This window comes from Pelagibius sp. 7325 (assembly GCF_037652055.1).
Lineage (GTDB): Bacteria > Pseudomonadota > Alphaproteobacteria > Kiloniellales > Kiloniellaceae > Pelagibius.
This window is the reverse complement of sequence record NZ_JBBKAH010000009.1, coordinates 103,378-126,726: the sequence shown is the minus strand read 5'-3', so window position 1 is coordinate 126,726 and position 23,349 is coordinate 103,378. Positions and strand designations below refer to the sequence as shown.

Genomic DNA, 23,349 nt, shown 5'->3' with positions numbered 1-23,349 from the left:
GGGCGCTCTGGCGTTAGAGGAAATCTCCGGTGAGTGAAGCGATGACCGCCGCCCAGAAGATGCTGGCGGGGCTGCCCTACGACATCATGGATGCCGAGCTGATCGCCCTGCGCGAGGCGGCGCGGCGCGCCTGCTATGCCTACAACCGCGCCGACCCGATGGAGGCGGACCCGCCGAGCGCGATCCTGAAAGGCCTGCTCGGCGGCTTCGGAGAGGGCGTGTTCATCGAGGCGCCCTTCCGCTGCGCCTACGGCATCAACACCCACATCGGCGATGGCGCCTTCCTCAACACCGGCTGCGTCATCCTGGACTGCGCGCGCGTCGAGATCGGCGCCAAGACCCTGCTTGGCCCCTGCGTGCAGATCTACACGGCGATCCATCCGCTGGACCCGGCCGAGCGCGCCGCCGGCATCGAAACCGCCAAACCCGTCGTGCTGGGCTACAACGTGTGGATCGGAGGCGGCGCCATCCTGCTGCCGGGCGTTACCGTCGGCGACAACGCGGTGGTCGGCGCCGGCAGCGTGGTGGTGAAGGACGTCGCCGCCAACACCGTGGTCGCCGGCAATCCGGCGAAGGTGATCCGCCGCATCGGGGCCTAGCGGGCGGCGCATACTTCGAGACACCGCCTGACGGCGGTTCCTCAGGATGAGGTCGATCTTTTGGACTCTGCCTCATCCTGAGGAAGCCGCGCAGCGGCTGTCTCGAAGGATCGGCCACGGGCCGGGCGCCATCTTTCGCCGCCCGCCGGAGCCGGTCGCCACTTTTTGCCACGGAAGGATGGCCCGCCCCGGCCGTCTAGCCCCTATACCTCCGACCCTGTATGCCTCCCGAGTGTCCGCCCGGGATACTCGCCTGGGCCGGGCCACGCAGTGGCCCGGCCCTTTTCTTTTGCCGGCCCCGGCATCAGGCGGAGAGTGGCCGCCTTAGAACGACACGCATTGCATCCCGGCATCGACGCGCATGACGCTTTCCTGGTCGAAGCGGTCCTTGTAGGCGGCGCGGATGTCCTCGATGGCCGTCTCCTTCTCTTCCGAAGGCTCGTAGAGAATAACCAGCACCGCCGAGGTCTCCTTGGTGACGACGCCCTGGCTGTTGCGCCACTGGCCGTTGCCCGTCAGCACCGTCAGGCCGTCGGGAAAGCGCGGCGTCACCTCCTCGTCCAGGAAGGCCGCCCACTCCGCCTCGGTCACCGGCGCGCCGCCGGGCTTTTGCGTACCGAAATAGAGCTCCAGCCGCGCCAGAGGAAACGCGCCCTCGGCGCAGGCTGGCTGGGCCAGCAGCGGCAAGGGGGCCAGGGCGCCCGGCAGTGCCAGGGCGAGCGCGAGAAGCACGGGAACGAGCACGCGGGGCGACGTCATCAAACCACTCCAGGGTTGCCGTGTAAGCTGTTCGGGTCGTTGAGTTTTGGCCTTTCCAGGCGATCGCGCAAGGGGGCACGCCCGCCGGCGAGTCACGGTGTTGTCGCTTGACGGGCAGCGGGAAGGCACGGAAGCATGACGGCAACAACCAACAACACCGCGATGGGGAGGTTCGTCATGCCCAGGCTCCTGCTTGCCGTCCTTGCCGCCGCCCTCGCCGCCAGCCTGCTGGCCGGCGCCCTTCCCGGTGCCGCGCGCGGCCAGTCCGCCCAGGGCCAGTCCGCTCTCCCGGAAGGCCACGGTCGCGACGCGGTCGAAAGCGTCTGCACCGCCTGCCACCAGACCAACCAGATCACCCGCAGCATGGGCTACACGCAGGACGGTTGGCGCGAGCTCACCGGCACGATGATCGATCTCTCGGGCAATCCGGACCTGCGGGAAGAGATCATCGGCTACCTCGCCACCCACTTCCCGCCCAGCGGCAACCGCGCCGCCACGCTGGTGCCCGGCCCTCATACGGTCAGCTTCACCGAGTGGCAGGTGCCGACCCTGGGCCAGCGCTCGCGCGATCCCATCGAGGCCGCCGACGGCACCATCTGGTGGGCCGGCCAGTTCGCCAACCTGATCGGCAAGATCGATCCTAAGACCGGCGCGATGACCGAGTACCTGCTGCCCGACGGCGCCTATCCGCACAGCGTCACCCTCGATACCGAGGGCAAGGTCTGGTACACCGGCAACAAGAACGGCACCGTCGGCTACCTCGATCCGAAAACGGAGAAGATTACCGTCTTCGAGATGCCGGACCCGGCGGCCAGGGACCCGCACACGGCCAAGTTCGACGCCGACGGCATCCTGTGGTTCTCGCTGCAGCACAGCAACATGATCGGCCGGCTGGATCCGGCTACGGGCGAGATCAGGCTGGCGACGCCGCCGACGCCAGATTCCAAGCCCTACGGCGTGAAGATCGACCGGGACGGCAATCCCTGGGTCGCCTGCAACGGCGCCGCTTGCCTGCTGAAGGTCGACCCGCAGACCATGGCGATAACCGAGGTGAAGCTGCCGATCCCGGGCACCACCGTGCGCCGCCTCGACATCGCCGAGGACGGCGTGATCTGGTACGTGAACTCCGGCATGGGCAAGCTGGGGCGCTACGACCCGGCCAGCGGCGACATCCGGGAATGGGACTCCCCTTCCGGCGCGGCATCCCATCCCTACGCCATCGCCGTGGTCGACGGCATCGTCTGGTACAACGAGTCCGGCGTGCGGCCCGACCCGCTGGTGCGCTTCGATCCCGATACCGAGCGATTCCAGTCCTGGCCGATCCCCTCGGGCGGCGTCCACGCCGGCATCATCCGCCACATGCGCGCGACCAAGGACGGCAACCTGCTGATCCACCAAAGCAGCACCAACCGCATCATCCTGGTGAACCTGGAGAGCGCGGCAGCGACGCAGTAGGGTGGTTTCGGCCGACAGACGTTCAACCATCGCGACCTAACTCTTTTAACGGAGTGGCGCCCCGTCGGAAAATTTGTTTACATACATTTACCGCAATGACTGGTGGGCGTCCCGGCCCGCGGTGGCGGTCCGGTCACTGACGCCCTTGAACGCACCTGGAGGCGTCGCGATGACTCAGCAGTTCGCTGCTCGTAAGTCCCATTCTTCTCGCTGCAAAAATCGTCTTCCGGCCGTTCTTGTTGCCGCCGGCACGGCCCTCGCACCGTCGCTCGCCTGGGCCGACGAAACCTGCCAGTCGCCCTACATGGCGAAAATCACCGGCGAGGAAGAATACGTCTATATCTGGACCCTCGGCATGGAGGGTGTCGGCGACGGCTCCGACAAGGTCGTCACCGTCGACGTGCGCAGCGGTTCGCCGACCTTCGGCAAGGTGGTCGACGTCGATTCCGTCGGCGGCCGCCACGAGGCGCACCACGGCGGCCTCACCGACGACCGGCGCCTCTTCTGGGTTTCCGGTCTCGACGACAGCAAGATCTTCATCTTCGACATCGCCAGCGATCCTGCGAACCCGACGCTGGTGAAGACGATCGACGACTTCGTCGAAAAGAGCGGCGGCGTTGTCGGCCCGCACGGCGCCTATGCCCTGCCCGGCCGCGTCCTGATCTCCGGCCTCTCCAACACCGACAAGACAGGAGCCACCGGCCTGGTCGAATACACCAACGACGGCCAGTACATCGCAACCCACTGGATGCCGACAGCCAAAGAGCCAAACGGCGCCGCCAATGCCGAGAAAGCCGACGGCTACGGCTACGACGCCCGCGTGCTGCCGCGGCGCAACGTGATGCTGAGTTCCTCCTTCACCGGCTGGAACAACTACATGCGCCCCCTGGGCGAGGTGGTGAACGACCCCGAGGCGATGAAGGCCTTCGGCGGCACCATGGTCCTGTGGGATTTCCACGCCCGCAAGCCGCGCCAGGTCTTCGAGGTGCCCGGCGTACCGCTGGAGGTGCGCTGGGCCTGGGGACCAAAGAGCAACTACGCCTTCACCTCGACGGCGCTCACCTCCCAGATCTGGCTGGTCTACGAGGACGAGGCCCAGAAGTGGCACGCCAAGTCGGTGGCGACGATCGGCGATCCGGCGCAGCTGCCGCTGCCGGTCGACATCAGCCTCTCGGCCGACGACTCAACGCTGTTCGTCAACAGTTTCATGGATGGCATGACGCGCGTCTACGACGTCAGCGATCCGCATGCACCCGAGCAGATCTACGAGAAGAAGATCGGCAGCCAGGTGAACATGGTCTCCCAGAGCTGGGACGGCAGGCGGCTCTACTACACCTCCTCGCTGCTCGCCAACTGGGACAAGACCGGCGACGACAACGAGCAGTTCCTCAAGGCCTACACCTGGGACGGCAAGGAACTCGCGCCGCGCTTCGAGATCGACTTCCTGGCCGAAGAACTCGGGCGGCCGCACCTCATGCGTTTCGGCTCGTCGGCGCTCTACAATTATTGAGCATGCGCCGCTTCGTCCTGCCGCTGGGCCTCGCGCTGGCTGTCACTGTGCCGAGCCTCGGCCTTGCCCATGACCCGGCCCTTCACCCGCCGACAAAGGTCGAGGGGCCGGCCGACGACTACGTCTACGAACTGGCGGCGCCGGGAAGCTACGATCTGCCGCGCATCAGGCCGGCCGCCGCGGCGCGGCTGCTCGACGAGTCCGGCGCGGCGGTCGAGCTCTCGGCGCTGTTTGCCGGCCGCCTGACGATCCTGGCTTTCATGTACACGCGTTGCGGCGACGTCTGCCCGCTGGCCGCCCTGCGTCTCGCCGACCTGCAGCGCCTCGCGGCGGAAGACGCGCAGCTCTCACAGCACCTGCGGATCGTCTCGCTGAGCTTCGATCCCGCCTTCGACACCCCCGCGATCATGGCCGAGTACGGCGCCATGATGCGCCTGCCCGATGCCGCGGCGCCGCCGTGGCACTTCCTCACGGCACCGGACCGCGCGGCGATCGGCCCCGTGCTGGCCGCCTACAACCAGCCGGTCGCCCGCAAGGCCGATCCCGGCGACGCGGCCGGGCCGTTCAGCCACCTGCTGCGCGTGTTCCTGATCGATTCCGACGGCGTCATCCGCAACATCTACAGCGCCGACTTCCTCGATCCGCGTCTGCTGATGAACGACCTCAAGACGCTGCAGATGGAAGCCCCCTAAGCTTCTCAAGCCCGCGGCGTCTGCGCCTTCACGCCTTCCTCGGCAAGGCTGAAGGGGGCCGGCGTCGCCGCGCCGGCAATCGGTGAGGAGACGTCGGCGATGCCCCAGCACTGACCCGACTGCGGATCGCGCGAGACGCCGGCGGGGCAGGAATAGAGCTTGGGAAAGACCATCTGCTGGGCGACTTCCAGGGTGAAGACCTTCTGCAATTCGGCGAGCGCCGCTTCGCCCATGCGCGGGTCGGCGCGCACCGAGCCCCGACCCGAGGCGTCGATGCGCGGCGTGTGGAAGGCCTCTTCCAGGCTCATCCCGTAGTCGAGCAGCAGCGCGGTGATCTGCGCCGTGCAGGGTACGATGTGGTTGGCGCCGGACGCGCCCACGGCAAAGATCGCCTCGCCGTTCCGGGTCGCGATGGTCGGGCACATGTTCGACGAGTTGATCCGCTTGCCGCCGGCCAGCGAAACTGGATTGCCCGGGCGCGGATCGAAGTAGGCGATGGAGTTGTTCATCAGCATGCCCGTGGACGGCAACACCACGCCGCTGCCGAAGCGGTTCAGCAGCGTATAGGTCAGCGCCACCATGTTGCCCTCGGCGTCCACCGCGCTCATGTGCGAGGTGCAGCCGCCCACCTGCTCACCACCTACCCGCTCGCCGCCTGGCTGGTCCAGCCCGACCTTCTTCTTGTGCGTGGCGAAGGCCGAGTCCAGGCCGCGCGCGTAGGCGATCCAGGTCTCGGCGCCGACCCTGTCGCCGGGATCGAGGTTCTGCGCCACGTAGCCCAGCATTTCAATGAGGCGCAGGCCGCCCGACATCTCGCCCGCCGTGTGCACCTCGGCGCCGCGGTGGCGGCCGCTTAGGGCGTCGTGCTCCTCCACCGCGTAGGCGGCGAGATCCTCGACGGTAATTTTCGAGCCGCCGGCCTTCAGGTCGCCGGCGATCTTCGCCGCCAGCGGTCCCTCGTAGAACGCGGCGGGGCCTTCGGCCGCCAGGGTCGTCAGAGTCTGCGCCAGCGCCGGCACGGCGAGCGTGCGCTCCGGCGCCGCCGGAACGCCGTTGGGCAGGTAGAGCGCCGAGGCCGCCGGGTCGCGGCGCAGCAGGTCCATGGCGAGGCCGATCTGCAGGCTGGCGTGCCAGTCGACCGGGATGCCGCGCCCGGCGAGCGCGATGGCCGGCGCCAGCAGGCGCTCCCAGGCCAGCCGGCCGAAGCGCTCCGAGGCGCGCCCCAGCCCGGCGACCGCGCCCGGCACGGTGATCGAGCCGTAGCCGCGCTCGTTGGCCTTGTCCTTCACGCCCGGGTAGAGCATCAGCGAGAGCGGCTCGTTCGGATCGAGCGGATAGTCGGCATTGTCGATGGTCTGCGGCAGCACGCCCTGGAAGTTCAGTACATGGGCGCGCTTCTCCTTCGCCAGCCACACCACCATGAAGCCGCTGCCGCCCAGGCCGCACATCCAGGGCTCGACCACGTTCAGCGCCATGGCGCAGGCGACGGCGGCATCCACCGCGTTGCCGCCCTCCGCCAGCATCGCCGCGCCGGCGCGCGCCGCCAGCCAGTGCTGCGAGGCCACCGCGCCCTTGTCCGAGGTCACCGCGTCCTTGCGGACCCGCCACTGCTCAACGTTCTCGTTCACCCTGCTGCCCTTCCTCTGGCTGGCATCTGCCATGCGAAATGTTATCTGTGCAATCCGCGCCCATGCCCGCTATGAAGGACGCGGGCAGACATTAGCGGGAGCACTCATCGATGACCTATGTGACCAATCCCATGCCGGCACAGATCGCCGGCTCCCTGCTGGAGAAGGCCGCGCGCGCCGAGACCGCCACCATCGGTCACCGCCGCCACATGGGCTTCGTCGACAAGGCCGTGCAGTGCGTGCTGCCGGGCCGGCGCATTGCCGGCACGGCGGTCACCCTCGCCATTCCCGGCCAGGACTCGACCCTGCTGCACCACATCATACAGTTCCTGCGGCCCGGCGACGTGCTGGTGATCGACCGCCTGGGCGATCTGAAGCATGCCTGCCTGGGCGGCGGCGTCGCGGCGGCCATCAAGGCGACCGGCTGCGCCGGCGTGGTCATCGACGGCCCCTGTACCGACGTGCCGGAGATCGAGGAACTGGACCTGCCGGTGTGGTGCCGCGGCACCTCGCCGATCACCACCCGGCTCTACAACATCGGCGGCAGCTTCAACGTGCCGATCGCCTGCGGCGGCGCCGTGGTGATGCCGGGCGACGTCGTGCTGGCCGATTTCAGCGGCGCCCTCGTCATGCCGCCGTCCGAGGCGGAGGCCGACATCGACTGGGCGCTGGGCAAGGCGGCCGTCGAGCCGGAGGGGCACAAGCGGCTCCTGGCCGGCGAGAAGCTGGGCGAACGCACGGGTGCCTCCGCCATGGTCATGGCCAAGCAGCAAGGCTAGCACCCTCACCGCATGATGATCGAGGTGTCCGGGCCGAGCACCAGGTCCGGCAGCCAGAGGGTCAGCGCCGGCACGTAGGCGATGAGGATCAATACCACGATCAGCGGGATGAGGAACGGCAGCACCGCCATGGTCACCTTCTCGAACGGGACCTTGCCGACCTCCACCATAATGTAGAGGCCGATGCCCATCGGCGGCGTGGCGATGCCGATCAGCAGGGCGAGCTGCAGGATGATGCCGAGATGCACTCGGTCGACGCCGAACTGGTCGGATACCGGCAGCAGCATCGGAACGAGCATGAGTTTGGCCGGCACGCCCTCCACCACGCAGCCGATCAGCAGCACGAAGACCATAACCAGCGCCAGGAAGACGGCGCGGCTGTCGGTCAGCGAGAAGATCGCGTCACCGAGGATCTGCGGCACCTGTTCGATGGCCAGCAGCCAGCCCATGGCGATGGAAAAGCCGATGATGATCATGATGACCGAGGTCATCAGCATGGTGTCGGTCAGCGCCTGCCACAGCTTGGCAGCGGAAAGGCTGCGGTAGGCGACGCCCAGCACCAGGGTGTAGAGGCAGGCCAGCACGCCGGCCTCGGTCGCCGTCACCAGCCCTCCCAGGATCGAGCCGAGGATGATGCCCGGCGCCACCAGGGCCAGCACGCCGTCGGCGCCGGTCTTCACGACCGTCGGCAGATCGGCGCGCGGCTGGGTCGGAAAGTCGTGCTTCACCGCCAGGATGCGGTTGAAGACCATGAGGCCGAAGCCGACGATGAGGCCCGGGATCAGCCCGGCCAGGAACATGCGCTCGATCGACTGCTGGGCCAGGAAGGCATAGACCACCAGGCCGATGGAGGGCGGAATGATCGGTCCGACCACGGCGGAAGCAACGGTGACCGCGGCGGCGAACTCCGGCTTGTAGCCGCGCTCCTTCATCGCCTTGATCTCGATGGTCCCGAGGCCGGCGCAGTCGGCCACCGCCGCGCCGGAAACCCCGGCGAAAATCATCGAGGAGAGCACGTTCACCTGCGCCAGGCCCGCCTTGAAGTGGCCGACCAGGGCGTTGGCGAAATTGAAGATGCGGTCGGTCATGCCGACCACGTTCATCAGGTTGCCCGCCATGATGAAGAATGGCACGGCGGCGAGCGAGGGCTTGTTGACGCCCTCCAGGATCTGCTGCGGGACGATGTAGAGCGCGTCGGAGAAGTCCGAGACGGCGAAGGCCAACAGCACGGCCGCGCCGATCGCCATGGAGACCGGCACCCTCAACAGGATCAGCGCGATGAAGGCCGCGAAAAGGACGAATGCCATGAGATGGTGATTCCTAGCTGTCGACGGCCGGCAGGCTATGCGGCTCCGGCCAGCGGAAGCAGGCCTTCAGGAAATCGAGCAGCGCGTTGGCGAAGATGAGCAGACTGGAGACGCCGAGCGGAACCGAGAGCGTGTAGCGCGGCAGCTCGCCCCAGGGCGTGGTGACGGCATCGATGACGCCGACCTGGGATTCGATGATGGTCGGCATCTGCCACAGGATCGTGCCGGTGACGGCCAGGGTCACCAGCGCGGCGAAGTAGCGCGTGCCGGTCATCGCCCAGCCGCCCAGCCGCATCGCCACGAAATCGACGGCGATGTCCTTGCGGAAGCGATAGACGGCATAGAAACCGAAGAAGGCCATCCAGACGAAGAACTGCATCGTCCAGGGCCAGATCCAATAGAACGACAGGTGGAACGGCCGCAACACGATCGTCGCCGCCGTGCCCAGCAGCATGAGCAGAAGACAGAGGTTGGCGATGACCAGGAAGAGGCGCCCGAGCTGCTCGAGCGCCCCGTCCAGGCGATACAATACGGCCGGCCCCTGCCCCGGCGTCTCCCTGGTTGTCACAGCCGGGTCAAGGCGCGCGGGTCGCGGCGACGGCGGCGAGGAAGCCCTTGGGCAGCTCGCCCTGCTCCTCCATCTGCTTGTAGAAGCTGGCCATAGACTCGATGAAGGGCTTGCGGTCGATTTCCATGAAACTGACGCCGTTGGTCTTCATACGCTCGATGGACTCGTCGGCCGACTTGCCCATCAGTTCCTGGCTGTAGGCACCGGCATCCGCGTGGGCCTTCAGCAGGGCCGCCTGCAGCTTCTCCGGCAGCTTGTCGAAGGCCTTCTGGTTCATCATGAAGGCAACCGACTGGTAGTACTCGTCATGGCGGATGATGTGCGGCGCCACCTCGTAGAAGCGCATGCTCTCCACCAGCGCGATGGGGCTGTTCACCGCGTCGACGATCTTCTTGTCGATGGCCTGGTAGGTATCCGTCCAGGCCAGGGTCTTCACCTCGGCGCCCAGGTGGGTCCAGGTGTCGATCGCCAGCTTGGAGGGGTGCATGCGCAGCTGCACGCCCTTCATGTCATCGAAGGACTGGATGTCCTTGTTGGCGACCATGACGCGGTAGGGTCCGCGGATGATGGCGGTGGGATCGCCCAGCACGCCGACGCCGGCCTCCTCGCGCACCTGTTTGAACCAGCCCTTGGCCATCTCGCTGTTCACGAAGCGGTTCCAATGGTCGTAGTCGTCGAACAGGAAGGCGGCGCTGATCCAGCCGATGTCGTCGACCCATTTCTTCATGTAGGTCGAGCCCTCGGCGTACATCTGCACGGTGCCGATCTTCAGCTGCTCCATGACAGCGTCGGTCTTGCCGAGCTGCTCATTGGGGTAGACCTTGATGGTCATCTCGCCGCCGCTGTACTCCTCGGCGAGGTCGGCGAACTTCTGGAACACCAGCCCCTCCGGACTGTCCGGCGGCATCTTGTGCGCCAGCCGCCAATCCTCCGCCGCCGCCGCGCCCGGCAACAGCAGGCTGCCCGCCAGGACGCCTAGCGCCAGAACGCCGGCCATCGACAGGCCGGGAAAACTCCGCTGCATGAACTTCATCGCTGCCCCCTTCTGCGCCCTGCCCGCTCGGGAGTGTCCAGGCGCCATGGTGGTCGGGTGCGGCCCGCGGCCGGGGACTGGAAGGAACGCGCAATGCCGCGATCTGTCGCCCGGAGTCGTGCCGCCCTTCGCTCTTCAAGTCTTGCGATTAGATCGCAAGGTTAAAGCACTGGTCAAGTTGGCAGCTTCGACTAGCCGACCTGGAGTAGATATCTGCAAAGGACTTTGCCCCTTATACAGGCAGAATCACTCCCCGCGGGCCTTGACCGTTGCATCGGCGCCGCCACCATACTGCGAGAACACCAACAATTCCCGGCCCTTGCGGCGGGCAGAACTCTCAGGAGCGGAAATGAGCGCCAAGGCCAACGCAAAGCTGGTCCTGCAGCAGGCCAACCCCATCGGCGACGCCGACGTGCTGGTCGAGGCGCTCGCCCTGGCGCGGCCGAGCGCAGAAGGAATCTAGAACCGGGTCTTCAGGCCCACGGTTATCAGGTTGCGGCTATAGTCCTGGTTGTCGGCGTCCGACCAGCGCTGTTCGTAGCGGTATTCGGCCGCCACGGAAACGTAGCGGTTCAAGAGGTACTCCGCGCTGAGGTCCAGCTGGGCGCGGTTGTCGACGCGGTCGACCTCCCGGAAGTCGTCGTTGATGTAGCGGACCTCGCCGCCCAGCAGGACGTTGCGCATCAGCTCGTGCTGCACCTCGACGCCGGCGCTGCTCTGGGTCTTCGAAGAGGAGCCCGGCTGGCTGGTGGCAATGTCGCGGCGCTCGGCCCGCGCCTTCAACGTGGTCATCTCCGTCGCATACCAGATCGCCTCGCCGCCGAAGATCAGGTCGACGCTGTCGTCGAATCGCGAATCCTCGTAGTCGTTGGCGACGAAGCCGACGTCGAAGTTCAAGTGCACCAGGCGCGTGAGTTCGGTATCCAAGCCGACCGTGGCGCCGGCCGCCTGGGCGTCGCGGTCGGCGCCGGTCGAGTCGAGTTCGTCGAAATCGCGCAGGCGCACGAAGGGCTCAAGCGTCACGTCGGTGATGGCGGAAACCTCGTAACCGACCGGCAGGCCGAAGCGGTATTCATTGCGATCGCGATCGTCGTCGCCGCCGGAGATATAGTCGTCGCGCCGGGCCTCGGCATTGAAGCCGAAGAACACCCGGTTGACCCGGTGGATGTACTCGCCGCCGGCGAGGAAGCGGTTGAACTCCGTCGGCTCTTCGTCGCCGGCGTCTTCCGGGTCGTCACGCCCGACCACCCGCCGGCTTTGCTCCGCGTTGAAACGCGCCGTGTCGCGCTCGCCGAGGTCGAGCCGCAGGGCCGGACGCAGAAAGTATTCGGTGCGGTCCTGGTCGCTGTTGTCGATGAAGGCTTCATGGCGCACCCGCGCGTCCACCTTCACTTCATGCCGCGACCATTCGCTTTCGGCGAGCAGCGCGGCATCCACCGCCGTGATGAAGTCGTCTTGCTCGTTGCTTTCGTCGGCGAAAATATTGTCGTCGTAGGTCTCCGACACCCCCGCCCGGGGATAGAGGCGGAAGCCGCCGAGGTCGATGCCCTTGGGATCGAAGGCCGGGCGTGAGCGGTCGAATACCGCCACCGGCTGGTCGCCTTCCTGGGCACGGGCCGCCCCTGCCGGCAGCACAAGCCCCAGCATAATAGAGGTCAGCGCCGTGCCTGCCAGCAGACGCCGCATGCCCTATGTTCCCCCGGCTGAAATCAAACCCGTCCTAGAAGAAGCGTTCGTGAACGTTGATCACGTCGCCCGGTTCAACCATCGACAGCGGATCGGCACGGAACTCCGCCATCTGGCCGTCGACCAGGCGGGTGACCGACACCGCGTCCTGCTCCGCGCGATAGGTGAAACCGCCGCTCATCGAAACCGCCGAGAGCACCGTCATGCGCGGCACGTAGGGATATTGCCCCGGGGCCTTGGTCTCGCCAAGGATGAAAAACGGCCGATAGGCCACGATCTCCGCCGTCACGTTGGGATCGACGAGGATGCCGTTGCTCAGTTCGCCCGCCACGGCTTCCTCGAGGCCCGCCAGCGTCTTGCCTTGCGCGTCGACGGAGCCGATCAGCGGCACGGTGATGACGCCGGAATCGCTGACCAGGTACTCCTGGCTCAATTCCTCCTGACCGAACACCTGCAGGCGGATGCGGTCGCCGGCGCCCAGGGTATAGGGCCCCTGCGACGACTGCGGCAGCGCAGGCAGGGAGGAAAGCTCGCCGGCACAGCCGGCCAGCACGACGAGAAGTGCGACGGTCGCCCCGAGGCGCGGCAGAAACCCCAGCTGCATCATTCGCCGGCCCCCAAACCCGAAACACCGAGTTCTGCGGCGACCGCGACGGGACGCCGCGCCCGCACGGTCGGCGCCTCCGAGGACGGCACCAGCGGCGTGGCCCGGTCGCCGCCTTCCGGCCGGCGCGCCCAGTCGCCGGCCTTCGCCTTCACGGCGGTCACCGGCCAGGCCTCTGCCAGCAGCAGCAGGGCCCCGGCGATGCCTCCCTCGGGATCTTCCTCCAGCACATCCAGCACCGCGGGCTGCAACAAGTAGCGCCCGGCGGCAGCGCGGGAGATGGCGGCAAAGCGGCCTTCGCGGCCGAGCACGCCGTTGTCCTCCACCGCCGCCAGATTGCCGCCGTTGGCCGCATAGGCCGCCAGCATGCTCGCCGTCGTCCCTTCGCCGCCCGCGCGCATCTCGCCGGGCAGCAGCACGACGAAAGGCTCTTCGAACAGCAAATGCCGGATCTCGCACAGCGCCTGGCCCAGGCTGCGCGCGGCGAACTGGCGGGCGATCACCACCCGCTCCGGCCGGGCATTGCCGAAGCCGTCCACACCGAAACTCCCGACGCCAAGACCGCCCACCTGCGTTTCCACCGGGGTCACGCTGTCGGCAGTCACGAAGATCAACTCCTTCAAGCCGGCGGCCAGGGCCTCCTTGACCGCGCTCCGCACGGCGGCGCTGTCGCTGTACGGCAGGATGGCGCTGTCGGTACGATCCGGGGTGTCGAAGCCGAGGAGAATCACGGCCTTGTGCGGCGATTTTTTCATCTGGCGTTCACCTTTGTAGCTGGGCGCAGCTGGCTGGAGCTGACGGTAAGACCGCAAATGGGGGGTATTTATTCATCGGACATAACGGCGGCGGCGGGGAAAGGTTTCCGCCCGGTTGCACAATTTCCTCATCAATAGGCCTCGCGATCGCCGATCACCACCAGGGCGGTGCGCAGCAGGATCTTGAGGTCCAGCAGCAGCGACCAGTGCTCGATATAGAACAGGTCGTACTCGACGCGGCGCTGGATCTTTTCCAGGGTATCGGTTTCGCCGCGCCAGCCGTTCACCTGGGCCCAACCGGTAATGCCAGGCTTGACCCGGTGGCGCGCCGCGTAGGCGTCGACCGCTTCCTCGTAGAGCCGTCCCGCCGCCTTGGCGGAGGTCGCATGCGGCCGCGGGCCGACCAGCGACATATTGCCTTTCAGCACGTTGATGAGCTGGGGCAACTCGTCCAGGCTGGTCTTGCGCAAGAAGCGGCCGACCCGCGTCACCCGGGCATCGCCGCGCTGGGTCAGCACCTCGGCGTGGGCGTCGCTCATGTGGTGATGCATGGTGCGGAACTTCCAGCAATCGAAGAGATTGTGGTTGAAGCCGTAACGCTTCTGGCGGAACAGGACCGGACCCGGCGAATCCAGCTTCACCGCCACCGCGATGGCGAGCAGCACCGGCGACAGGAACAGCAGCAGGCCGCCGGCGAGAATGCGGTCCTCCAGGCTCTTGACGATGAAGGACCAGCCGGAGATGGGGCGCTCGAAGAGCTGCATCATCGGCAGATGACCGACCATGGTGAAGCTGCGGTCGGGGAAGCTGAAGGCGGCCAGATCCGGCGCCAGACGAATCGGCACCGGCGTCTTCTCCAGCCGGCCCACGACCTCGCGCAGGCGCTCGTCGGCGGTCCATGGCAACGCGACGATCACCTGATCGACTTGGTCCCGTCGGATGAGATCGATCAGGTAGTCGACGGTGCCGAGCAAGGGAACCCCCTCGCTCTGCTGCGGCACCCGGGTGGCACGGTCGTCGACGAAACCGATCACCCGTGTGTCGGCATCGCCGTGGTTCAGCAGATAGCTGGCAAGGCGGCGCCCCTGATCGCCCGCGCCGACGATCACCGTGCGATTGGCAAAACATCCGGCGATGGAGAGGCCGCGCACCATCTGGCGCAGCGCCAGGCGCCCCGCTACGAGGCCGACGCCGCCGCCGGCGAACCAGCTCAGCGCCCAGGCCCGCGAATAGGTGTCGGACAGCTTCACGAGAAAGGCGACCGCCAGTAGGATGCAGAAGGTCACCGCCCAGGCGGAGAACAAGCTGCCGAGCGGAATGCGCTTGAAGAGAAAGTCGTCACGGTAGACGTCGAAGCGGTGCAGCATCGGCATGGCGATCACCATGCCCAGGAGAATCGCGCCGAGATACTGACCGGAATCCAGCTCCGGGTTCTCAGTCTGCCGCAGGAAGAAGGCCGCCAGGCCTACCAGCCCCAGCATCATCAGATCGCAGATTCGAAACCCGAGTTCCACGGCGATGCGCGAAATCGGACCGGTGTCCTGAATACTCCGCTTGAATCCCAATGCCGCCAGCGCAGCGTCCATCGCAAGTTCCCTCTGTCCAGTCTTTAGTTCGCGTCCCGCGGCAGCGGGCGCTGGTCTCAGGTCAGTGGCAATGCGATCCATAGGTGGTTCCCGCAGTGCGCCGGACCGATTCTTGACGTGGTCCTTGACGCGTGCGGTCGCCTCGACCCGAGCTTCGAATGGGGCACCGGCCGAGACATCCCCTCAACTACTGCACTGCAAAAGACTAACCAACCGAGCGGCGATTCGCTTGTGACTTCGCATGGTTCAAGTTGTGGCTTTTTGCGGTCATGGCGCCGATTGATATGCAGGCGTCTGGAATTGTGCGTGCGCGAAGCTTACCCTGTTTGAATCAGCTTCGGCGCTACGCCGAAGGAATGTTCCGATGTGCACCAATGACGCTTGCCGGCGACACAAGGACCATCCCGGAAACCGTGCGCGTGCCGCGCGCCGAGGGCGTTCGCATGCCAGGGTTCCTGATCATCGGCGCCATGAAATGCGGCACCACAAGCCTCTACCGCCACCTCGGCCAACACCCTGAGATCGGTCTGTCGCGAGACAAGGAGACGGACTTTTTTCTATCGGAGAGCAACTACGCGCGCGGCATCGAGTGGTATGCCGAGCAGTTTCGCGGCGCGCCAGCGGCGGCACGCATTCTCGGCGAGGCCTCACCGAACTATACGAAGTGCAACGAATTCCCCGGAGTCGCCGAGCGGATCTTCCAAACCCTGCCCGACGTCCGGCTGATCTACATGGTGCGCGATCCCGTCGAGCGCTTCGTCTCGCAGTATCTTCACCACGCCAACGCCGGCGAGGTCACTCTCGATCCGCAGGGCATCCTGGACAGCCGCGCGGGCAGGCACTATCTCGACTGCAGCCGTTACTACCGGCAGCTGAGCGAGTATCTCCGCTTTTTCCCTCGGCAACAGGTGCTGGTCGTCTGCCTCGACGAGCTGCACGGCAATCCCCGGGGCCTGCTGCGCGACGTCTTCGGCTTTCTCGGCGTCGATCCGCACGCGGCACTCTGCGACCTGGAGCGTGCTCATAACAGCCGCAGCGACCTCCAGCGTCTGCCGGCCTGGTACTTCGCGGCGCGGCGCTCGCCACTGCTGCGCGGCGTGAAGCAGCGGCTGCCCGCCGGGGTGCGGCGTCTTCTGGTTACGGGCATCAGCCGGGCGGCGGCGCGGCCTCTCCCGGCGGTTGACGATGCGCTGCGCGCCGCGCTGCGCCCGCTGCTGGCCGAGGATGCCGCCCGCTTCCGTGCATTGACGGGCCTGCCCTTCGCCCACTGGTCGGTATGACGTTCAGCCAGGATTTTCCGCAGGAGGCCGCCGAGCCGCCACGCCTCACAGCCGACTGGCTGCGCGTGGGCGAATGGCTGTTCCTGCTCTTCGTTCTGACCATCGCGTCCTATGCGCTGTCGCTGCAGCCGCAGGTGCAGACGCTCTGTTGGTACGCCGCCTATCTCGGCGCCCTGGGACTTTTCTTGCTGCGCTACGGCGCCTTCCTGGGTGGCCTGTGGATCGCCGTGCCGCTGCTGCTCTGGCCGCTCATCGCCGGGCTCTCGTATTTTTGGTCCGACGCGCCCGGGCACACACTGCGCGCCACGGTCCAGCTGGGCATGACGGCGCTGATCAGCCTTTATTTCGGGGCGCGCTTCAACCTTTTCGACCTGGCGCGGGCACTCTTTGTCGTGCTGGTGATCGCCGGGCTCGTCTCCCTCGCGGCGATCCTGGTCCAGGCGCACTTCGCTTACGATCACAACGGCATCGCGCGCGGCATCTTCCCGCACAAGAACGTGCTGGGCGGACGCATGGTGCTGCTGGTGATCTGCTGCCTCGTGCTCTTCGCGGCCGGCTGGCACCGCCTGAGCGTCACCGGTGCCGCGGCGATGGGACTGGTCCTCGTCGCCTTCAGCCAGTCCGGCACCTCCGTCGTGATGGTGCTGGGGCTCTGCGTCCTGGCGCCGCTGCTGCTTTCCTGGCATGCGCCGGCGCCGCTGCGGCTGATCGCCTATCTCGCCGCTGCCATGTTGGCGGCTTGCGGCGTCTGGGCCCTGCTCGCGTTCGACCTCGATCCCTTCGGCATGGCGCTGGATGCCCTCGGCAAGGAGCGCACGCTGACAGGTCGGTCGGTGCTGTGGGACTACGCGGCGGATCTCATCGAGGCGCGTCCACTATTGGGCAGCGGTTTCGACGCTTTCTGGAACGGCGGCGACGCCTCCGCGGCGGGCTACGTCCAGGCGTTGCTGCAGCAGAACGTGAAAAACTTCCACAACAGCTATCTCGACATCTGGGTCCAGCTTGGTGTGGCCGGCCTGGCGATCACCGCGGTGTTCCTTTTAACCTTCGCCTGGCGCGCCTTCGCCCTGCTGCAGCACCACCGCGGCGCCCTGGCAACGCTGCCGCTGTTCTTCCTGGCTTTCGTGGTGACCTATTCGCTCAGTGAATACGCGCTCTTCCGGCAGCACTCCCTGATCCAGCTGCTGCTGGGCGCGCTCTACGTCTCGACCGTCCTGGCCCTGCCCGATCCCAGCCGCCTCCCGGCCCGGCGCCAGGCCTCGCCGGCGAGCTGGGCCGAGACATAGGTAAAGACATGCCAGCCCTTGAAGCTCGCGCCCAGGGCGCTGAGCCAAGCCCGGCGCTTCACCGCGTCGATGACCACACGCCAGTAGAGCCGCTGGTCGATGCTCCGCTTATGACGCTTAAGGGCGGAGAGGAACGCGCCCTCAGCCGCGCCGGCATGGTCGCGCAGCAGCATCCGGTCGACCTGCTGCAGGCGGCGCAAATCCTCCGTCGAATGGCGGGCGGTCAGCGAGTCGGCGCGCACCCGGTAGCGGTAGAGCGGCTGCTGCACCAGGTAGAAGCGCGCGCCGGCGGAATAGCAGGCGAGGTAGAAGGCAAAGTCCTCGGCAAAGCGCAGGCCCTCGTCGTAGCGCAGCGCGTGCTCGGCGAGGAAGCCGCGCCGGATGAGCGGCTTCAGAAAGCCGTAGCTCTTGCGCGGGTGCGCCGGGTCCGGGAGGTTGCCGACGAGGAACTGCGCGGCGCTGAGCGGTGCCGAGTTGGCGCCCTCGCCCGGCGGCAGCATCGGCTCGACCGTACCATCCTCGTCCTCCAGCAGCAGGTTGTCGGCCAGAAGGTCCGCCCTGCAGTCACGCGCCGCGCCGACCAGGGCGGCCAGACGGCCGGGCTCGAAGGCGTCGTCGGCGTCGAGCAGCGCGATCCAGTCTCCCTTGGCATGGGCAATGCCCAGGTTGCGGGCGCCCGCCGGGCCGCGATTGTCGCCCGCCGCGATTGCCTTCACCCGCGGGTCACCCGCCGCGAGACGGCGTGCCAGCGCCAGGGTGCCGTCGCCCGAGGCGTCGTCGACGATCAGGATCTCGATGTCGGTGAGACTCTGTCCCTGCGCCGAGGCCACCGCCGCGGCGAGGCTGTCTTCTGCATTGAAGGCGGGGATGACGACCGAAACGACCGGCATGCGGGGGGCTCCCATCCTGGGACGAGGTCGGTATTCTCGAGGGCGCATCCTAACGGGCCGACCGCCGCCGGCCGCTGGAACAACTTTGTGGCATGGTTGCCAGGATGGCCATGGCCATACTAATGATTCATTTCGCGAAAGCTGCGCCCCATAAACTCCTGATCTCGCAACCAGAGGGCGCGCCGCGGCAGGAAATGCTGAGCTTGCTCTGGACACGCGGTCATAGACGCCCGCTGGCCGGGCCCATTCAAGGGTGACTGCTTGGCAGATATCCGACGCTCCTTCGTGCTTTCCTTCGCCCAGCGCTATTCGGCCCTGGCGATCCAGTTGGGCGCCATGGTGGTGCTCGCGCGTATCCTGACACCGGCGGAGTTCGGCACCTTTGCGGTGGCCAGCGCCCTCGTCACCCTGGCGACGGTGCTGCAGGACTTCGGCGTCGGCAACTACCTGGTTCAGGAGCACACCCTCGATCGCGCGAAGCTGGCCACCGCCTACAGCGTCGCCTTCGTCATCGCCTGGCCGCTCGGCTTTGTGCTCTACTTCGGCAGCGACGCCATCGCCGCCTGGTACAAGCATCCGGACCTTGCGCAGGTGATCGCCACGCTGAGCCTCAGCTTTTTCGTCCTGCCCTTTGGGACGCCGGTGCAGGCGATGATGCGTCGGGAGATGCAGTTCGGGCGCCTTTACGCCCTCGGTGTCGCCGCGGCGGCGGCCACCGCGGGCATCTCGCTCGGCATGGCGCTTGCCGGCTACGGGGCGGTCAGTCTCGCCACGGGTCTCGTTGCCGGCAGCCTCGTCATGGCCTTCGGCGGCCACCTGCTGCGGCCGGGTTTCCTCCTGTTGCGCCCGGGGTTCGCCCATTGGTCCGCGGTCATCAGCTTCGGCGGCAAATCGGCGGCGATCAGCCTGCTGAGCGAAGCCGGCAGCCAGGCCCCCAGCATCGTGGCCGGGCGCATGCTGGGTTTCGATGCCGCCGGCCTGCTGCATCGGGCCACGTCGACCATTCATCTGTACCGCAAGACCGTTCTCGACGGCTTGATGCCCGTTGTGCTGCCGGCCTTCTCCCATCGCCTGCGCAGCGGCGGCTCGGTCGCCAAGCTCTATTTGAAGGGCCTCAGCTATCTCACCGCCATTGCCTGGCCCTTCGCCCTGGGGGTGATCTTCCTGGCCGATCCGTTGATCCGCGTCCTCTTTGGTTCGCAATGGGTCGCGGCGGCACCCCTGGTACAGATCCTATCGGTCATCGCGGCCACCAGCCCGCTGCTGCGCCTCAACCGCGCGGTCTTCGTCGCTTACAACCGCATCGGCACAAACCTCAAGATCGAACTCTTCATTCAGCCGCTGCGCATCGCGCTCGTGATCTACGCCTGCTTCTTCGATCTGCGGACCCTGGCGATCGCGCTGGCCGTGCCGCCAGTGCTCAACGCCATCATCTCGCAGGCGCTGCTGAGGCGCATCGTCAATTACGACATCCGCGACTACTGGCGCAGCCTTGGCCACAGCCTCTTCATCTGCCTGCTGACAGGCCTGCCGCCGGCCGTCACGGTCGCCATCTGGGGCTGGCATCCGGCCGTGCCGCTGCTGTCTCTCGTCGTCGGCGGTGTGGGCGGCGGCCTTGTCTGGCTGCTGGCGATCGTCCTCCTCAATCATCCGGCCCGGCAGGAGCTCGTCACCCTGTGGGCCCGCCGGCCCATGTTGCGTGCAGGCTAACCGGAGAACTGTCCCCTTATGACCGCTAAGTCCAAAAGCAGGCCAGGTGTCGCCATACCCAACCTCTTCCTGGTCGGCGCGGCCAAATGCGGGACCACGGCGATGGCCAGCTACCTCGGCCAGCATCCCGAGATTCACTTTTCCAACCCAAAGGAGCCGATCTTCTTCGGCCGCGACCTGCAGCACGCCTGGCGGCTGCCGAGCCTCGAGAGCTATCTGGCGCTCTTTGAGGAGGGCCGCGACTGCCGCTATCTGGGCGAAGGCACCGTCTGGTACCTCTACTCGCGGACGGCCGCCGAGGAGATCAAAGCATTCAATCCGGATGCCAAGATCCTCATCATGCTGCGCAATCCGGTCGATGCGCTGTACTCCCTCCACGGCCAGTTCCTGTTCAGCGGCAACGAGAGTCACGCCAACTTCGAAAAAGCATTGGCGGCCGAGCCACGGCGCCGGCAAGGCCGCGGCATTCCCCGCGCGGCGCACTTCCCCTCCGGCCTGCTGTATTCCGAGGTGGTGCGGTATACCTCACAGGTCCAGCGCTACCTTGACGTCTTCGGCCGCGACAACGTGCACATTGTGGTCTACGACGACTTCGCGCGGGATCCTCAGGGCGTCTACCGCAACGTGCTGGAGTTCCTCGGCGTCAGCACCGATCATCGGCCGGACTATGCCGTGGTGAACTCGGCACGCAGCATCCGCAGCATCGCGCTGCACCGCTGGCTGATCAACCCACCCGTCGACATCTGGAATCCCGGCCGATGGCTGCCGAAGGGATACCTTGCCCACAGCTTGCAATGGCGAGCCCAGCACCTGCGCGGCAGACTCTACGATCTCAACGTGACCCAGACCAAGCGCGCACCCCTTGCGCCGGCAACCAAGAAGCGCCTGAAGGAGTCGATTGTCGGCGAGGTCGAGGACCTCAGCCGGCTTCTGGACCGCGATCTCAGCGTGTGGATCTGACGACGAGCAAGGGTTTCCAATGATGCAGAGCGTTCCGGCCACAGCGACAGTCAACCGTCTCGCGCAAAAGTCCCTGCGAGCCACCACCGCGCCCCTGCGCCGGCTGCCGGACTTCCTGATCATCGGCGTCATGAAGGCCGCCACCAGCAGCCTCTTCGGTCACCTGCAGCAGCACCCGCGCATCGTCAGCCCCTACAAGAAGGAAGTCCATTTCTTCGACAGCAATTTCGATCGCGGCCCGCTGTGGTACCGCGCCCATTTCCCCCTGGCTGGCGGTGGTGATTCACTGACCGGTGAAGCGACACCCTCCTACATCCTCAATCCCCACGCGCCGGGACGCATCCGCCGGACGTTGGGTGACGTTCCGCTGATCCTGATGCTGCGCGATCCGGTGGACCGCGCATTCTCGCACTATCGCCACATGGTGCGGGTCGGCAAGGAACAGCACTCCTTTGCGGAAGCCATCGACAACGAGGATTTCGTGGCGGCGGAGATGGCGAAGGTGATGTCCGACCCGCGCTACGCGGATACCCAGCTGCGGGACAAGTCCTACCTGCTGCGCGGTTTGTACCTGGAGCAGATCCAGCGCTACCTCGCCCATTTCGACCGCGAGCGCATCCACATCGTCGGTTACGAGGACTTCGTGCGAGCCCCGCAGGAGGCCATGGCCGGCGTCTGCCGCTTCCTCGGGATCGAGCCCTTCACATTCGACTGCTCGCGCCAGCATAATGTCGGCATCGGCGGCAAGCTTGAGCCTGCCATGAAGGCTCGCCTGGTCGACCACTACCGCGAACCCAATCGGGCCCTCTACGACTTTCTCGGCCGCGACTTCGGTTGGACGTCGTGACTGCGCCCGCCCGGGTCTCCGCCGGCATCAGGCAACTCGCGCGAAGCTCCGCCGGATTCCTCACCCGGCTCATCGGCCCCGGCATGCGGGAAGTCCTCTGTCCCGGCCCTGACGAGAGTCCGGTCGCCATGCGCCCTTACCGTCCGGAGACCACGGCCTACCCCGTCTGGGTCGTGGAACCCAAGGATCCGGCGGCCGCGGCCTACGAGTATATCCATACCTTTTTCGACATCTGCCCCTTCAGCCCCAGCCAACGCTACCTGGCGGTGACCCGCATGCCCTATGCCGACCGGCAGCCGGTCTACGGCGACGAAGCCGATGTCTGCGTCATCGACCTTGAAAGCGGCATCCTGCGGCGGCTCTACACGACGAAGGGCTGGGCACTGCAGCTGGGCGCACAGGCGCAGTGGGGAGCGGACGACCGGACGCTTTACACCAACGACGTCATTGGCGGCAGAGCGGTCGGCGTACGCCTCGACGTCACCGGCACAACGCCGCCGCTCGTGCTCGATGGACCGGCCTACCATGTCTCGCCGGACGGTCGGCGGGCGATCGGTCCCGCCCTGGACCTGCTGAACGCCACGCAGCTTGGCTATGGCGTGCCGGAGCCGGTCGGCCGGGAACGCCGCCTGCCGCCGGGCGCCAGCGCGGATGAGGGCCTCTGGTGCAGCGATACGGGAGGCCGCGGAAGCTGGCTCTTCGTCAGCCTCGCCGACTTCGCCCGCCACCTCGGGCTCGACCCAGCCGACAGCAGCGGCACCCTCTATCTCTTTCACAGCAAGCTCAACGCCGACGGCAGCCGGATCATGCAGGTGATCCGCCGCAGCTACCCCAAGGCCAGCGGACGCAAGACCGACCGCTGGGTGGTCAGCCTGGACGCAGCGCAGGAGATGACGGCGAAACGCCGGGACACGGCCATGGCCACCGTCGTCGGCGCCGATGTCCTCGCCCGGCGCGGCCACCACCCCAACTGGCATCCCGACGGGCGCCGGATCGTCCTGAACGCCACCCCCGAAGACGGTGCGCCGATGCTGTTCTGCCAAGCCGCGCAGGACGGCTCCGGCCTCGCGCCGCTGTCCGAACGGATTCCGGGCAGCGGGCACCCCAGCATCGATTCCGGCTCCCGCTACCTCCTGACCGATACCTATCCCTTCGAGCTGCAGCGCTTCCTTGCGCCCTACTACGCCGAGCGGGGCATCGCCTTGCCGGCCGGCGAAGTGCCGCTCCGCCTGGTCGATCTCGGCGCCGAGGAGGAAACCACGCTCTGCACGGTGAACACGCTCGGCATCGACGGGCCGCTCCGCCTCGATCCGCATCCGGCCTGGAGCCGCGACTTCAAGCGGATCTGCTTCAACGGCGCTCCCGAGGGCCGGCGCCGCGTGATGCTTGCGCATCTCGACCGCCTCGCGGTCTGA

22 protein-coding genes are annotated in these 23,349 nt (G+C 66.8%); 12 read left to right on the top strand and 10 right to left on the bottom strand.

The features are described 5' to 3' along the window. Positions 1–29: 29 nt before the first annotated feature. Positions 30–599: a sugar O-acetyltransferase gene (locus tag WDC82_RS18990; protein WP_340118962.1), complete on the top strand. Its 570-nt coding sequence runs from the start codon at positions 30–32 to the stop codon at positions 597–599. A 324-nt stretch (positions 600–923) separates the two neighbouring features. On the opposite strand, the gene WDC82_RS18985 is transcribed toward WDC82_RS18990, so the two are convergent. Further along, complete coding sequence (locus WDC82_RS18985) at positions 924–1,358, bottom strand: DUF3574 domain-containing protein (protein ID WP_340118961.1); 435 nt, start codon at positions 1,356–1,358, stop codon at positions 924–926. 177 nt (positions 1,359–1,535) lie between these two features. Here WDC82_RS18985 and WDC82_RS18980 point away from each other — a divergent pair, with 177 nt between their 5' ends. The 3 genes from WDC82_RS18980 to WDC82_RS18970 all read left to right on the top strand — a co-directional run bounded on the left by WDC82_RS18980 (position 1,536) and on the right by WDC82_RS18970 (position 5,015). After that, complete coding sequence (locus WDC82_RS18980; protein WP_340118960.1) at positions 1,536–2,813, top strand: hypothetical protein; 1,278 nt, start codon at positions 1,536–1,538, stop codon at positions 2,811–2,813. 169 nt (positions 2,814–2,982) lie between these two features. Further along, entirely contained in the window at positions 2,983–4,323 is a 1,341-nt protein-coding gene (locus tag WDC82_RS18975) for a selenium-binding protein SBP56-related protein (RefSeq protein ID WP_340118959.1), read from the top strand. A gap of 2 nt (positions 4,324–4,325) precedes the next feature. After that, positions 4,326–5,015 carry an SCO family protein gene (locus WDC82_RS18970; RefSeq protein WP_340118958.1) on the top strand — a complete coding sequence of 230 codons (690 nt, stop codon included), beginning with the start codon at positions 4,326–4,328 and terminating at the stop codon, positions 5,013–5,015. Positions 5,016–5,020: 5 nt separating this feature from the next. Here the strand turns inward: WDC82_RS18970 and WDC82_RS18965 are convergent, their stop codons facing one another. Further along, positions 5,021–6,643, bottom strand: a complete 1,623-nt coding sequence (locus WDC82_RS18965; protein ID WP_340118956.1) for a gamma-glutamyltransferase — start codon at positions 6,641–6,643, stop codon at positions 5,021–5,023. A 110-nt stretch (positions 6,644–6,753) separates the two neighbouring features. Here WDC82_RS18965 and WDC82_RS18960 point away from each other — a divergent pair, with 110 nt between their 5' ends. After that, a complete protein-coding gene (locus WDC82_RS18960; RefSeq protein ID WP_340118954.1) occupies positions 6,754–7,422 on the top strand; it encodes an RraA family protein in 669 nt (222 codons plus the stop codon). 5 nt (positions 7,423–7,427) lie between these two features. On the opposite strand, the gene WDC82_RS18955 is transcribed toward WDC82_RS18960, so the two are convergent. Genes WDC82_RS18955 through WDC82_RS18945 form a run of 3 tightly spaced genes read right to left on the bottom strand, consistent with a single transcriptional unit; the run spans position 7,428 to position 10,330 of the window. Further along, a complete protein-coding gene (locus WDC82_RS18955) occupies positions 7,428–8,729 on the bottom strand; it encodes a TRAP transporter large permease (RefSeq protein WP_340118952.1) in 1,302 nt (433 codons plus the stop codon). A gap of 13 nt (positions 8,730–8,742) precedes the next feature. Further along, positions 8,743–9,258, bottom strand: a complete 516-nt coding sequence (locus tag WDC82_RS18950; RefSeq protein ID WP_340118951.1) for a TRAP transporter small permease subunit — start codon at positions 9,256–9,258, stop codon at positions 8,743–8,745. Between the two features lie 46 nt (positions 9,259–9,304). Further along, on the bottom strand, positions 9,305–10,330 hold the full coding sequence (locus tag WDC82_RS18945) for a TRAP transporter substrate-binding protein (RefSeq protein WP_340118950.1): 1,026 nt from the start codon (positions 10,328–10,330) through the stop codon (positions 9,305–9,307). A 349-nt stretch (positions 10,331–10,679) separates the two neighbouring features. Between WDC82_RS18945 and WDC82_RS18940 the strand changes: the two genes are divergently transcribed. Further along, on the top strand, positions 10,680–10,793 hold the full coding sequence (locus WDC82_RS18940) for a DUF2783 domain-containing protein (RefSeq protein WP_340118949.1): 114 nt from the start codon (positions 10,680–10,682) through the stop codon (positions 10,791–10,793). Here WDC82_RS18940 and WDC82_RS18935 read toward each other — a convergent pair. The 4 genes from WDC82_RS18935 to WDC82_RS18920 all read right to left on the bottom strand — a co-directional run bounded on the left by WDC82_RS18935 (position 10,790) and on the right by WDC82_RS18920 (position 14,961). Next, a complete protein-coding gene (locus tag WDC82_RS18935) occupies positions 10,790–12,016 on the bottom strand; it encodes an outer membrane beta-barrel protein (protein WP_340118948.1) in 1,227 nt (408 codons plus the stop codon). The two genes, WDC82_RS18940 and WDC82_RS18935, sit on opposite strands and share 4 nt — an antisense overlap. 34 nt (positions 12,017–12,050) lie before the next feature. Further along, positions 12,051–12,623, bottom strand: coding sequence for a polysaccharide biosynthesis/export family protein (locus WDC82_RS18930; protein ID WP_340118947.1), 573 nt, complete (start codon positions 12,621–12,623; stop codon positions 12,051–12,053). Next, complete coding sequence (locus tag WDC82_RS18925; protein ID WP_340118946.1) at positions 12,620–13,375, bottom strand: hypothetical protein; 756 nt, start codon at positions 13,373–13,375, stop codon at positions 12,620–12,622. The genes WDC82_RS18930 and WDC82_RS18925 overlap by 4 nt, the downstream gene beginning before the upstream one ends. A gap of 131 nt (positions 13,376–13,506) precedes the next feature. Then, positions 13,507–14,961 (bottom strand): undecaprenyl-phosphate glucose phosphotransferase, encoded by a 1,455-nt coding sequence (locus WDC82_RS18920; RefSeq protein ID WP_340118945.1) that lies wholly within the window; start codon positions 14,959–14,961, stop codon positions 13,507–13,509. A gap of 374 nt (positions 14,962–15,335) precedes the next feature. Between WDC82_RS18920 and WDC82_RS18915 the strand changes: the two genes are divergently transcribed. Beyond that, positions 15,336–16,241 (top strand): sulfotransferase, encoded by a 906-nt coding sequence (locus tag WDC82_RS18915; RefSeq protein WP_340118944.1) that lies wholly within the window; start codon positions 15,336–15,338, stop codon positions 16,239–16,241. Beyond that, positions 16,238–17,527 carry an O-antigen ligase family protein gene (locus tag WDC82_RS18910; protein WP_340118943.1) on the top strand — a complete coding sequence of 430 codons (1,290 nt, stop codon included), beginning with the start codon at positions 16,238–16,240 and terminating at the stop codon, positions 17,525–17,527. Before WDC82_RS18915 ends, WDC82_RS18910 begins: the two co-directional genes overlap by 4 nt. Here WDC82_RS18910 and WDC82_RS18905 read toward each other — a convergent pair. Continuing rightward, positions 17,440–18,417: a glycosyltransferase family 2 protein gene (locus WDC82_RS18905; protein WP_340118942.1), complete on the bottom strand. Its 978-nt coding sequence runs from the start codon at positions 18,415–18,417 to the stop codon at positions 17,440–17,442. The two genes, WDC82_RS18910 and WDC82_RS18905, sit on opposite strands and share 88 nt — an antisense overlap. 261 nt (positions 18,418–18,678) lie before the next feature. Between WDC82_RS18905 and WDC82_RS18900 the strand changes: the two genes are divergently transcribed. The 4 genes from WDC82_RS18900 to WDC82_RS18885 are packed head-to-tail and all read left to right on the top strand — an operon-like array spanning position 18,679 to position 23,349. Beyond that, the gene (locus tag WDC82_RS18900; RefSeq protein WP_340118941.1) at positions 18,679–20,127 is read left to right on the top strand and encodes a lipopolysaccharide biosynthesis protein; all 1,449 of its coding nucleotides are present in this window, start codon (positions 18,679–18,681) and stop codon (positions 20,125–20,127) included. Positions 20,128–20,145: 18 nt separating this feature from the next. Further along, positions 20,146–21,087, top strand: coding sequence for a sulfotransferase (locus WDC82_RS18895; RefSeq protein ID WP_340118940.1), 942 nt, complete (start codon positions 20,146–20,148; stop codon positions 21,085–21,087). A 19-nt stretch (positions 21,088–21,106) separates the two neighbouring features. Continuing rightward, positions 21,107–21,934 (top strand): sulfotransferase, encoded by an 828-nt coding sequence (locus tag WDC82_RS18890; RefSeq protein WP_340118939.1) that lies wholly within the window; start codon positions 21,107–21,109, stop codon positions 21,932–21,934. Then, complete coding sequence (locus tag WDC82_RS18885) at positions 21,931–23,349, top strand: hypothetical protein (protein WP_340118938.1); 1,419 nt, start codon at positions 21,931–21,933, stop codon at positions 23,347–23,349. Before WDC82_RS18890 ends, WDC82_RS18885 begins: the two co-directional genes overlap by 4 nt.

Bases quoted from the DNA above. Each gene is read 5' to 3' on its own strand.
- WDC82_RS18985 (WP_340118961.1), bottom strand. From the start codon at position 1,358: ATGACGTCGCCCCGCGTGCTCGTTCCCGTGCTTCTCGCGCTCGCCCTG.
- WDC82_RS18980 (WP_340118960.1), top strand. From the start codon at position 1,536: ATGCCCAGGCTCCTGCTTGCCGTCCTTGCCGCCGCCCTCGCCGCCAGC.
- WDC82_RS18975 (WP_340118959.1), top strand. From the start codon at position 2,983: ATGACTCAGCAGTTCGCTGCTCGTAAGTCCCATTCTTCTCGCTGCAAA.
- WDC82_RS18970 (WP_340118958.1), top strand. From the start codon at position 4,326: ATGCGCCGCTTCGTCCTGCCGCTGGGCCTCGCGCTGGCTGTCACTGTG.
- WDC82_RS18960 (WP_340118954.1), top strand. From the start codon at position 6,754: ATGACCTATGTGACCAATCCCATGCCGGCACAGATCGCCGGCTCCCTG.
- WDC82_RS18955 (WP_340118952.1), bottom strand. From the start codon at position 8,729: ATGGCATTCGTCCTTTTCGCGGCCTTCATCGCGCTGATCCTGTTGAGG.
- WDC82_RS18945 (WP_340118950.1), bottom strand. From the start codon at position 10,330: ATGAAGTTCATGCAGCGGAGTTTTCCCGGCCTGTCGATGGCCGGCGTT.
- WDC82_RS18940 (WP_340118949.1), top strand. From the start codon at position 10,680: ATGAGCGCCAAGGCCAACGCAAAGCTGGTCCTGCAGCAGGCCAACCCC.
- WDC82_RS18935 (WP_340118948.1), bottom strand. From the start codon at position 12,016: ATGCGGCGTCTGCTGGCAGGCACGGCGCTGACCTCTATTATGCTGGGG.
- WDC82_RS18930 (WP_340118947.1), bottom strand. From the start codon at position 12,623: ATGATGCAGCTGGGGTTTCTGCCGCGCCTCGGGGCGACCGTCGCACTT.
- WDC82_RS18925 (WP_340118946.1), bottom strand. From the start codon at position 13,375: ATGAAAAAATCGCCGCACAAGGCCGTGATTCTCCTCGGCTTCGACACC.
- WDC82_RS18920 (WP_340118945.1), bottom strand. From the start codon at position 14,961: ATGGACGCTGCGCTGGCGGCATTGGGATTCAAGCGGAGTATTCAGGAC.
- WDC82_RS18915 (WP_340118944.1), top strand. From the start codon at position 15,336: ATGACGCTTGCCGGCGACACAAGGACCATCCCGGAAACCGTGCGCGTG.
- WDC82_RS18910 (WP_340118943.1), top strand. From the start codon at position 16,238: ATGACGTTCAGCCAGGATTTTCCGCAGGAGGCCGCCGAGCCGCCACGC.
- WDC82_RS18905 (WP_340118942.1), bottom strand. From the start codon at position 18,417: ATGCCGGTCGTTTCGGTCGTCATCCCCGCCTTCAATGCAGAAGACAGC.
- WDC82_RS18895 (WP_340118940.1), top strand. From the start codon at position 20,146: ATGACCGCTAAGTCCAAAAGCAGGCCAGGTGTCGCCATACCCAACCTC.
- WDC82_RS18890 (WP_340118939.1), top strand. From the start codon at position 21,107: ATGATGCAGAGCGTTCCGGCCACAGCGACAGTCAACCGTCTCGCGCAA.